General features: G+C 60.7%; 5 protein-coding genes. 1 reads left to right on the plus strand and 4 read right to left on the minus strand.

The window, feature by feature from the left end; genetic code table 11:
* The first annotated feature begins 676 nt into the window (after positions 1 to 676).
* The gene (locus AB0M80_RS43745) at positions 677 to 1,834 is read left to right on the plus strand and encodes a DUF3883 domain-containing protein (protein WP_364576461.1); all 1,158 of its coding nucleotides are present in this window, start codon (positions 677 to 679) and stop codon (positions 1,832 to 1,834) included.
* A gap of 264 nt (positions 1,835 to 2,098) precedes the next feature.
* Here AB0M80_RS43745 and AB0M80_RS43750 read toward each other — a convergent pair whose 3' ends face one another.
* The 4 genes from AB0M80_RS43750 to AB0M80_RS43765 form a co-directional block, all read right to left on the minus strand.
* Positions 2,099 to 5,302: a type I restriction endonuclease gene (locus AB0M80_RS43750; RefSeq protein ID WP_364576462.1), complete on the minus strand. Its 3,204-nt coding sequence runs from the start codon at positions 5,300 to 5,302 to the stop codon at positions 2,099 to 2,101.
* Positions 5,303 to 5,304: 2 nt separating this feature from the next.
* On the minus strand, positions 5,305 to 6,591 hold the full coding sequence (locus AB0M80_RS43755; protein WP_364576463.1) for a restriction endonuclease subunit S: 1,287 nt from the start codon (positions 6,589 to 6,591) through the stop codon (positions 5,305 to 5,307).
* Positions 6,588 to 8,558 (minus strand): class I SAM-dependent DNA methyltransferase, encoded by a 1,971-nt coding sequence (locus AB0M80_RS43760; RefSeq protein ID WP_364576464.1) that lies wholly within the window; start codon positions 8,556 to 8,558, stop codon positions 6,588 to 6,590. The genes AB0M80_RS43755 and AB0M80_RS43760 overlap by 4 nt, the downstream gene beginning before the upstream one ends.
* An 853-nt stretch (positions 8,559 to 9,411) precedes the next feature.
* The gene (locus tag AB0M80_RS43765; protein ID WP_364576465.1) at positions 9,412 to 11,382 is read right to left on the minus strand and encodes an AIPR family protein; all 1,971 of its coding nucleotides are present in this window, start codon (positions 11,380 to 11,382) and stop codon (positions 9,412 to 9,414) included.
* Positions 11,383 to 11,888: the final 506 nt, after the last annotated feature.

Consider the following 11,888-nt stretch of genomic DNA (forward strand, 5'->3'; position numbering starts at 1 on the left):
CCACCAGCCTCACCTCCACGGCCAGCCTCGCGATCACCAGCCCGGATGTCCACGCGACACGATGACAACGTCAACGTTTCTTGATGAAGCACTAGACGCGCAAAACGCCAAGAACTCATGCGCGATGCCTACGCGCGCGGCTTCGCCTGCTTGGCGCGCATTCCCCGCTGCGATACGCCGGAAGATCATCGTAAGCTGCGCGACAAGATGTTGGAAGCACTGGTCCACATCGAAATCGCCGGAGTCAAGACGACGAGCGACCTGTACGGCACGGTCATCGAATCCATGAGGCGTGGAAAATCCAGGGCGGCGCGAACACCGTCTTCGAGGCGAGTGCAAAGAAGTTCCAGCAAGCCGCCCGGTCGGACATCGCGTCGAGCGATGCTAACGGGGCATCGAGACCCGCGTTGCTCGGTCGTATCGTGGCGGTCTTGCTGGTTCTCGCCTTCTATTGGTGGGTGAGGTTCCCCAGTCTGCTCACTTCGGACGCTCGGGTCCTCGGAGGGCTCGAGTTCGCCGCGGTAGTCGCGGCGACGATCGTCGGGGTCTGGATTGTCGTGATCTCCGTGGTCAGGTTGCTGACGTCGGCAAATTCAGGCTGACTCAACTGCGCCCGGACAACCGATTCCGCCTGCTTGACCGTCTCCGCTGGGCACTACTCGACGAGCACGCTGCGGTGCACCCCATCGCTCAGTGGGCAGACCTGCGCGACCTGGCCACACTGCGGCCGCTCAACGAATGGCGCTACACCAGAGACGAGATCACCGAAGTGGAGGTGATCACCGCCGCTGAAGAGCAGCTGGCGAACCGTGTGGGTAAGGCTCTGCCAGTTGACGGGCCGAAGTTGATGCAGGTGGAGAAGGTGCGCGAGACAAACCGCAATCTTGGCGAAGAACTGCTCCGCGATGCGGCACCCAAGGTGCACGCATGGCATCAAAAGAACGGAGGGGACAAGCCCGCCGCCGAGCTCAGTCCAACCTCGACGCTTCCCGCGGTGAACGCGCTTGTCGCCGTCGGAGCCCTTGACTTCACCAGGCTCGACCGGGATCTTCTGATCTCCTGGTTACGTGCCGTGCGGGTGTGGCCCACAGCGATACCCGCGAGCCTCGAGCTGAACGAACTGGGACTCACCGAGCAGGACCTGCACGCGGAGAAAACCGAGGAGCAACGGCGAGCGGAAGAACAGCGGCGAGCGAAGCGAATCCTCGACGTCGATGGAGCTGTGCTGGACCTGCGCGACGGGCTACAGAACCTACGTCACACTCTGGAGAAGTCGCTCGACGACAGCCCTGGCTTCCTCAAGACGCCTGCCCGACTCGCGTCTCTACGCGCCGTTGTAAGCGCCCAACCTCGTTCGCGAGGTGGACAGTCCGGCTCACGCTTGGCAGGACCGGTCTCGCGGCCGTCAGCCGAACAGCTGAACGCGATCGGCTTCGCCGGGGAGTGGCTGGCCTACCAGTGGTTGCTACGCCGCTACCCCAACCAAGTAACCGAGGAAAGCTGGGTGTCGACCAACCGAGTGGTCTGCTTCACCGGAAGTCTGGGCGACGACGGATGCGGATACGACATCGCAGTCCCGTTCCGCGAAGGCGATCGGATGTACGAGGTGAAGGCCACAGTGGGAGATGGTGGTGAGGTCCAGCTCGGAGAGAGCGAGGTGCGGTGCGCGCAGGAAAACGCTCGCAACAACCGCTGGCGACTTCTCGTGATCACTCATGCCTTGGACAGATCGAGGCGCATTATTCAGCTACCCAACCCGTTCAGCGCCTCTTCTCGTGACCTGTTTTCATTCGTGGGGCAGGGCATCCGTTTGCGGTACTCCACCACAGGCTGAGTCGGTACGCTCGTCATCGAGGGGTAAGTGCTTCGGCCGGCCGGTGCGCCTCAACTCAGCGGCGAGATTGCCACGGTATCGCTCAACATCTGTCGACGACACCACCGTGCTGACTAACTCTGCGAACGCGGCTGATTGCCCGCGGCATCTACGGACGACCACGGTCATGATTGGATCGCATTGAGTACTTATAGACCATCCAATCCCAGTTCGGAACTTTGCAGTTCAACATGGGTGCTTGGGACTCCCGGAGTCGCGTCCAGCCTATTCTGCCACCTCAGAGTCCGTGCGAGCACGCCGCAACCGGTACAGGTACGCACCGATCAATCGGATGAACTCGTCGGTGCGCTCACTTTCGCCGCTTAACGCCTGGGTCAGTTTCCCGAAGGCGCCCTCGTTCAACACAGCGGCATCGGTGAGCGTCTCACGCAGGTCCGGAGAAATCAGGAACTGGTCGATGGCGTTGTTGTCGATTTGCTCGGCGATCCGCGGGTCCTCCTCGGCCATGCCAGCCGCGGCGGTGACGAAGCCGCCGATCTGCGGGTCAGCGAACTCCCCGCCGAATAGGTCGTTGATTTTCTCAATCACCTCTGACAGTAAGACTTGTTGGGGGTCGTCGCGAGTCACTCCCGACCCGACGCCCGTGATGCCTTTCAGTGCCAATGCCTCCTGGTCCCCGGAGAGGCCGATGGCTGCTTTGCCCTGATCAATCTGGCGTACTCGCTTCAGGACGACACCGGACAGGTCCACGTCAGCCTTCGGGTCGTCGACGGCTAGCAGCCGTACCAGCTGTCGCAGGAACTCGGCAAGCTTCTCCAGGTCGGTGGTGCCGTAGTCGACCACCTGTGACATGAAGTCATACAAGCGCACGTATGAGCCGCAGTCCTTGCGAAACTCTCGAAGCCTATTCAACGCCTCGCTGTCGTAGGTCTCCGTCGCCTCGGCCCAGCGGCCGACGTACTCGTCGCGGGCCGGCCTGATTGCCGCCGTCAGCGCCGAGTGGGACTGCGAACCGCCCGTGCCCCACCAGGCCTCCGCGTACCGCTCGACGTCGTCTGGAGTGTAGATGCGTTCCTGGGTGAGCTTCGTTGCCAACTGATGGACTTGGTTCGGGTCCGTCTGAGTCTCGACGTGGGCCTCGGTGTAGTAGTGTAGGAACGCTTCCTGGATTTCGTTCGGGTTGTTGACGAAGTCCAGGACGAAAGTTTTGTCCTTCTGTTCGCCAGACGGAGCTCGGTAGGTCCGATTGAGCCGTGACAGGGTCTGAACAGCGTGCACGTCGGGCAATTTTTTGTCGACGTACATCGCACACAGCAGCGGCTGGTCGAAACCGGTCTGGAACTTCTCCGCCACCAGCATCAGCCGGTAGTCGGGGTGCTTGAACTCCCGCGCCAGATCACTCCCAAGGCCAGGGTTCATGGTTGCCTCGGTCGCCTTCTCCAGACCGTAATCGGCATCGTTGATATCGCCGGAGTAGGCGACAATCGTCTTGATTCCGTAGCCCTTGGTGCGGATGTACTTGTCGGTTTCGACTTTGTACCGCACCGCGGCCTGGCGGGAGTCAGTGACGACCATCGCCTTGGCCTGGCCATCGAGCAGATGCGCGACGTTCGCGCGGAAGTGCTCGACGATGATCTCGACTTTCTGGCCGATGTTGGACGGGTGCAGGTTCTTGAACCGCATGATCTTCCGAGTGGCGACCTTCGGGTCCACGAGGCTGTCTGCGTTCCCGTTATCGTCGCTGGTGATCGAGGTAATCACACCGTCTTTACCGCGCCGCTCGATCTCAAACGCGGTCTTGTACGTCTGGTAGCCGCGGAGCACGTCGAGGATGAACCTCTCCTCGATCGCCTGCCGCATCGTGTAGACATCGAAGGAGACCGGCTTTCGGTCCTCGCTGGGCCGCCCGAACAGTGTCTTGGTCTTCGCCTTCGGTGTCGCGGTGAATGCGAGAAACGAGATGTTCTTCGCGCCGGCACGAGCCGCGGTCTCCGCGCTGATCCGCTGCTCGCGCTCGTCGTCGGCCGTCAGCAGGTCGTTGACCACGTCCTGTGTGTCCACCGTCTCGTCCTCAGCGATCTGCTCGCCGCCCTCTGTGAGGACCTTCTTCAGCTCGGCGGCGGTCTTGCCCGATTGCGACGTGTGGGCCTCGTCGATGATCACCGCGAAGTTCTTGTCGCCGAGTGTTGTCTCGAGCACGCTCTTGACGTAGGGGAACGTCTGGATCGTCACGACGACGATCAGTGCCGGCCCAGTGAGTGCGTCCAGCAGAGCCCTGGACTTCGAGCCGCCGGAACGGCGTACAGCGGCGGAGTCGATCATTGCGACGGAGCCCGAGCTGTCGTCGACCTGGTCCACAGCATCCTGGAGTTGGCGGTCTAGGACCTTGCGGTCGGAGATGATCAGCACCTTGTCGAACACCTTGTTGTTTGCGGTGTCGTGCAGGCGGGCGAGCCGATGGGCGGACCACGCGATCGTGTTCGTCTTGCCCGAGCCCGCTGAATGCTCGATCAGATATCGGCGGCCGGGGCCCTCCTCCCGCACGGCCTCGACGATCTTGCGAACGGCCCGCCATTGGTGGTAGCGGGGGAACATCAGCGTCTTGCTGCGCTTGATTCGCCCGGTGACTGGATCCTCGTCAGACTCTTGACGCAGGAACATCTGCGAGCCGAGGATGGCGAGCCAGTTGTGCCGCTCCAGCACCTGCTCCCACAGGTAAGAAGTCGCTGCGCCATCAGAATTGCCGGGGTTGCCTTTCGCTCCGTTCTCCTGTCCGCGGTTGAACGGCAGGAAGTAGGTCTTGTCGCCGGCGAGCTTGGTGGTCATCCAGACCTCGTCGTCGTCGACGGCGAAGTGAACGAGCGCCCGGCCGCCGAAGCCGAGGAGCGGCTGTCCCTTCGGGTCGCGGTCCGTCTTGTATTGCTTGACGGCGGTGCGCCACTCTTGTTTGAAGAACGACTTGAGTTCGAGCGTGGCCACCGGCAGCCCGTTAACAAAGAACACCAAGTCGATCGAGCGGTTGTCGCCGCGCTTTGGGGAGAAGTGCACCTGACGCACGACACGCAGTCGTACGGCGTTGTATGCCTTGGTCACGGTCGGGTTCAGCGTCGTCGCCGGAGTGAACTGGCACATCCGCAGGTGCGCGGTCTGGCCGCGAGTGTGCGATAACTTCCGTCGCAGCACGTTCAGGGTTCCGCCGCCGGAGGTCATCGGGGTGTCGAGACGCCTCACCAGGGCATCGAGTAGCGCGTCCTTATCTGCCTGTTCGGTCGGTGTGCCGACCTTGACGACCTTCTCATACTCTTCGAGCTGCGTCCTCTGCAGCCACCAGTGCACGTCGTCTGGCCACAGGGCACGCACCGCGTCGTAGCCCTTGTCAGCCGGGCTGTATTCCCAGCCGTGGGCCGCCAAGTACTCGGCGATCTCGGTTTCGAAAGCGTCCTCACGGGTCTGGTCCGTGGTCGGCACTGTCAACCTGCCTTCTGCGTGTTCGCGGCTGCATGCACGTCGAACTGCCCCGTCACCGCGGCCGTGATGAGTGCAGCACGACGCTCCTTGGTAAGAGCGATGTGCTCTTCGGTCTTGGCGATAAGCGCGTTCGTGCGCGCGGTGGTTGCCTCGACCTCGGCCAGCAATCGGCGCTGCTCCTCGACCGTTGGCATGGCAAGACGCAGCGCTCGCAGGTCGGCTACAGTTAAGCCACCCTTCGTCGCTCCATTCTCACTGCTGATCTGACGCAGGTGTTCATAGTTTGAGCGCAGAAGCCACAAAAGGTATTCTGGCATCCAGAATCGCGGGTCAGGCTCGATGAACGCCAGATGTTGATTGATAGTGGAGTCGATACGGAGAATTGTCGCGGCGCCGCGTGTCTTTCCCTGTCCTGTGAGTGCGACCAAGATTGAGCCTTTTCGCACTATTGGCAGGTGACACTCCCTGACAGCGGCTTCGGTCACGAGTCGAGACGATTCATGTACTTCCGCCTGGTTCACCACCGATGAGTTGACCCATGGGATGGTACCGCCAACCCAGTAGCGTTCCTCGTCGCTCCTTGGAGTAGAGCCATTCCCCATGCGCGTTCGGCGGTGGAGCTTGTCCGGCATGTGCCCTTCTGGCTGCGACCGAGACAAGATATTAGTGATAGCGATGTTTCGCCGCTCTCGGAGCAGTGCGATAAACTCTTCCTGTTTGACGACGAGCGCGTCGATCTGTGCGGTCTCGTGGTCCAAAAAATCAGCGATGATCTGCTGCTCGTCGAACGGAGGGACCGGTACGGGCAGGCTGGCGAGTTTCTCGGCAGTAAGGTGAGGCATCGATACAACGTTGCAGTAGGCTTTGATAAATCCGAGCGCCCGGATAGCCAAGAGGGCATAGGTGAGGAACCGACCGTCTGTGTCGCTTCCTGGACGGATCCGGTTGATGGAGTTCTGAAAGCCCCAACCAGAAAGGCGGTCATCGGGAACGTAGGCAGCGCGACCGTAGCCACCGATCCCACCTTCGACCACTACTACGTCGCCGGCGCGGAGATCCAGCATTGACCTTTCAAACTTGGAGAACCACATTGACTTTAGGTCCTCGGTTGCGAGGGCTCCGTCGGGTTGAACGTTCGCAGCGCGAAGGTAAGGCATCAGCAGGTCTGAGCCTTTATTCTCTGCCTGGAGCATCTTGCCGAGAGTCACGGTTCCGAGGCGTTTAAGAGGTCTCACATCCCAGTGGGGTGGTACGGCTGTTCCGTCCAGCCAGTCGGTCGTGGTTGTCACGCCTCGACCTCCTTCAGTATCGCCAGGATCTCGCCCACAATCCGATTGAGGTCGGCGTCGATCTCTTCTAGTGGCCTCGGGGGCATGTACTCATAGAAGTGTCGGGTGAACGGGATCTCGTAGCCGGTCTTTGTCTTGGTCTTGTCGACCCAGGCGTCTGGCGCGTGCGGCTTGACTTCCGCCTCGAAGTAGGCGTCGATCGTCTCTTGGGCTGCGTTATGGGTCTTGGGATGGCCGCCCCAGCCGAAGGGGATGTTGTCGGTGTCACGCAGTGTCGGGTCCGGCTCCATCTCGCCCTCGTTCTTGCCGGACTGCACGTAGCAAACGTCGGCGGCTTCGTCTTGTTGACCGATCGTCTGCCAGAGGGCTTTGCGCTGAGCCGTGGTCAGGCGAATATCCTCATCGCCGAGATGCTTGCCGACGTCCCGGAGAAACTCCTCACGGTTCAGGTACATCCGCTCGCCGAACGATCCGAGAGCCTCGACTAGGCCCGTAACCTTGCCCAACGCCCTGTGCTCGGCGACGTCACTGATCCGCTCAGGCGTGCACTCGAAGTTGAGCCGCAACGGTCGTTCGACAGTGATCGTCCAGTACGCGAAGTCGCGATTTTCGAGGATCTTCGAAGTGGCGGATAGCTCACGGGACGCGAAGGTCTGTACGACTTCTGCGCGTTTTTTTTCAGCGATCTCGACGCGCTTGGAGCCGATCGATTTACGCAACTTGCTGCCTAGCCCAGTGGCGTCGATCAGCTGCACGGTACCTTTGCGCTCGGCGGGCTTGGCGTTCGAGAGAATCCAAAGGTAGGTAGCGATGCCGGTGTTGTAGAACATGTCGTTCGGCAGTGCGACGATCGCCTCGACTAGGTCGTTCTCGAGCATGTGACCGCGGATCGCTGACGGTCCAGAGCCTGCGCCGCCATTGAACAGTGGTGAGCCGTTGAGGACGATGCCAGCCTTGCCACCGCGACCGTACTCGTCGATGTCGCGCAGCTTGGAGGCGACATGCAACAGGAATAGCATTGCGGCGTCGCCCGTACCAGGCAATCCTGGCGCGAACCGCCCCTGTCCGCCGCGCTCGTGCTCGTTGGTCACCTGGGAGGCGATGGCCTTCCAGTCGGTGCCGAACGGCGGGTTCGACAAGACGTAGTCGAACTTCCGGTCGGCGAACCGGTCGGTGACGAGGGTGTCGCCCTGGCGAACATTCGTCGCGTCCTGGCCCTTGATCAGGAGATCCGCCTTACAGATGGCGTAGGTGCGCGGGTTGACCTCCTGCCCGAACAGGGCTGTCGTGGCGCTCTGGTTGAGATCGTGCAGATGCTCGTCGGCCACCGTCAACATGCCGCCAGTGCCAACGGTGGGGTCGTATATGGACCGGACCTGGCCGCGGTCGCGGAGCGCCTCGGTGTCCTCGGCGTAGACCAGATCGACCAGGAGTCGCACGACGTCACGCGGCGTGTAGAACTGGCCGGCACCGTCATTGGCGGACTCGGCGAACCGGTAGATGAGATTCTCGAAGAGGTCGCCCATGTCGGCGTTGGAGACGCTCTCTGGGGACAGGTCGATGCCAGCGAAGTGGCTGGCAACCTGTGAGAGACGCTCACGGGAGTCGAGTGCGCGGAGCACATTCTCGAAGTCAAACGACTTGAACACGTCGAGGTTGGAGGAGAACCCAGCGACATAGTCAATGAGGTTCTCCGCGAGGTTCTCCGGGTCCTGCAGTGCCCGCTCGAGTGTGTAGTCGCTGGTGGTCCAGAAGCTCATACCTGTGCTGTCGGCTGTCCGTGTCTTGATCTTCAGGTGTGTGCGGCGCTGCTGCTCACCGGAGTACTGCTTGACGATCTCGGCCATTGTCTCCCGGTGCGGCTCCATCACGCACTCCAGGCGGCGCAGCACCGTGAATGGCAGGATCACCGAGCCGTACTCGGCTTCTTGATAGGGGCCGCGCAGAGTGTCGGCGACACTCCACACGAAACTGCTAAGGACGCTCAAGGTCGTTACTTCCGGTCGTGGTCTGAGGGCTGTCGTGGCTCCGTCGATCGAGGCCGTCAGTGCGTACCCACTCTACTGCGGACACCAGCCTCGTCTCGTCTAGGAGACGTCCATGAGACGTAGAGTAATTCCACAGGTCAACCCGGTGGACTGACCTTCTCCGACCACGATGCCCGTGGTCCCGCTTTCGCCCAGCGGCTCCCAGTCCTGACGACCTGGTTCGCACGCAGCCGCTCAGTGATAAGGACAGTCGCCGGGCGGACGCCGCCGGTCTGCTGGCCGGACGTGCCAGCGTGGATTGGAGCTTGAGGTGACGCGGCGCAGCACGCCTCCGCACGCGGGATGGATGGGACGCGTGCCTGCTGATCACATGACCAAGGCCCCACCAGACCTCGAGACCCACCGTCGTCACCACCGCAGTGCTGGCGGTGCTCGCCGGCGATGACCCGGCGCCATGACAGACCACGGCGCCCAGGCGCTCGCCAACCTCGACGAAGCTGTGCGGATCGACCAGACCGCCGGGGTCGTCGAGCCGGAACGACAAGCCCACGATGCCTGGCACTAGGTACGCGTCCAGCTCACCGACTGGCCAACGGTCGAGACCGTCAGAGCTACGACACTCAGACCCATCCCTGATCGGCTCCACTCCGTGGGGCGTTGGCCAGGCAACGGGTTCCCACGCAAAACAATACCTGCGCCACGACACTCCCGGCCTCAGCCGTCGGAACTGTGGGTCCTGTTGCTGAGGGGGGTGATGCGCCGCCCGGCTGGCCATCAGATGCGTCTCCCGTTGAGTGCTGGTTGGAGCTAATCTGCTGATACTTTCATTACTTTATGGATTTGTATCTTCGGTCGTTTCCTTCTCGCGCGACCATTCCTCTGTAATAATTCGCTGCCAAAGTTGTTCCGCTATCTCGACGAGAGAACCCTCGCCCGGTACGTGCCACTGTTTGGGGCCTTGGACGGCACTCCACGCCTCTCTCCAGTCCGCTTTCCGCCAGATTTGCGTGACAAGGCCACTTGGTGAGTAACGCTGACCATCCGCTTCCCATAAGAGTGGCTTACGTCGATCATCTACCCAAGTCGCAAAGGGGCGTCCCTGGCCATTTCTTAGCCAAAGTCCGATAGCCTGCTCTTCGGTTGGACTCGGCTGATACTGAAGGCGCGTTCCCGCGGGGATGAGGTTGTGGTCGATGATCAGGGATACAGTGCTTGGGCGCCGACGAGGTTTCGGGATATTTGACTGGAAGGTAGTCAGATCGCGCACGTTAGTACCTTCGGCGAGAGCCTGTAGCACTCCAGTCACCAATTGCTGACACCGCTGTTCGTTGGCAAAGGTGCTGGTAACATAGCTACCCTCACCGAAGAAATGGTCCATCAATGTTATCAATTGCGCCAGTACGGCCTCTACGAGAGTTGGTACCTCGTTTAAGCCTGATTCCCACTCTGAGTCTATCTCCTCGATACCATCGGTGCCCACAAGTTGGAACACTATGTGGGCGACGAGTAGTGCCCCGCTCTCGGCAATCGAGGCTGAGCGCCCGGAAAGTGTTGAGCGCACGTCATGGAGAGCGTCCCGTACTGCGCGCATCAGTAGTACGGAACGCCATACCTGACACGCGTTCGGCTGCTTGCCGAATAGCCTGGTATACGCCCCGCCGGGGCCTTCCTCCCAGAGTGCCCCTGTGGAGCCATTTACTCTAACCGCTAGCACTGGATCCGAGTATGCGCAGGCCAAAGCTGTTGCGGCTTCGCGCACCGAGCACCCCGACGCCGGCGCGGGGTCGATTTCGCCACGCTTGAAAACATACTCTTTATCGAGGGTGAGTCGAAAATCTTCTCGGATTAGACTCTGTGTTTCGTCGATAGCAATGAAGTCGCGTCGCTCCATGTGGTTTTGAGTATTGGTAGCCTTAGTGATCTCCTTTGCGAACCCTTCAGGGGCACCGTTGACCGATATGATTCGTACGGTGACGAAGGCTTCGGCTAGTACGTCGGGGCTGCGTTCATAAGCGCGATAGGCTGATGTTACGGTCTGAGCTCCGTTTACGACGCTTGCGTTGTGAAGAGTTAGGCGCACGGGCTTGCTTGGGCCGCGTTGAGCAAAAAATTCTTGTTCGATGGTATTGCACTGGACGGTGATTCCATTGTGTCGATACCAGAAACCTTGTGGGTCGTCAGTCAAGCTTTCGACCAGCGTCTGGTTGACGCCGGTAAGTCCCAGGGAGCGGCGCACATTGCGATCGTAAAGCCGTTCGCCGTGATCGGCGTACCAGTTCGCTAACTCTTCCGTGCACACCAGTCCGTCAAATGCTTGATAGGGAGTCTCCCGCGAATGCCAGCCTTCTGACATGGTGGCGATGATCGTGATTGGCTCGGGAGCTAAGTCTTCGCGAACCGCGCGATGAAAATCTGCTTGACTTAGTACTCGATGTTCGACTGTGCGTCCCCAGCCGCCGAAATCGATGGCGGCTTCCCGAAGAATCGCCTCGGTCTCCTCTGAGAGGCGCCCTTCGCCGACAATGGCTACAACGAGAAAAACTTTGCAGGTCGGGAGGCCTAGGACTCCACGGACTCTGTCGGCGAGGGACTGAAGACGTACGTTGAACTGGTCGAAATCTCGGTTATCAAGCTTCTTTAATCCATGTATTAGCTTATGTGCTGCAGCTGTATTGAAGCCTGCTTGTCCGCGGTCGCTCCATTTTGCTTGAATTAGCCAAAGTTCGGGATCCTGATGCGGAGAAGGCGACAGCATCAATGCCGAAATCGTCGCGTCCGTCAATAACTCCAGCTGCGGCCTCATCGGATGAGCAATCTGTAAGTATGCGGGCGGCTCTGGCGGCTAGTGTGCGCGACAGGAAGGCATTGTCGAAATCAATACCTGCACGCCCCTCGTAGTCTGCCATTGAAATTCGCGATGTGAACTCGCGCCTCAAGGCGTCGCGGATGTGCTGAACCTCTAAAGGCATCTCTCGACCGCGTCGACTGCCGCCGCTAACGTCCACCGCTGCCTCGTCCCCTGTCTGCCCACTTCGCCTGATCGACCCAGCGTACGGATCGTCAGGTGCCGAGCAACCGTTACGCCTGCACGTGGAGCCACCCTAGCTTCCTTTGTGCCTGTCTACGACGATGGTTGAGCAGGGCAGTGCGCCAAAGTTGCGCAGTTACAGAGGTTGAACCGTCGGGATTGATCATGGTCTGCTCGGCGTGTCGCCCCCGGTCGTGGTCGGTTGATGATCTATCCAGGGGTGGATGAGGTACGCGGATGGTGGCGGCCTGACCGAGCAGGGCAGGGCCAAACGTGAGGCA

This window comes from Amycolatopsis sp. NPDC051045, assembly GCF_040682955.1.
Classification (GTDB): Bacteria; Actinomycetota; Actinomycetes; order Mycobacteriales; family Pseudonocardiaceae; genus Amycolatopsis.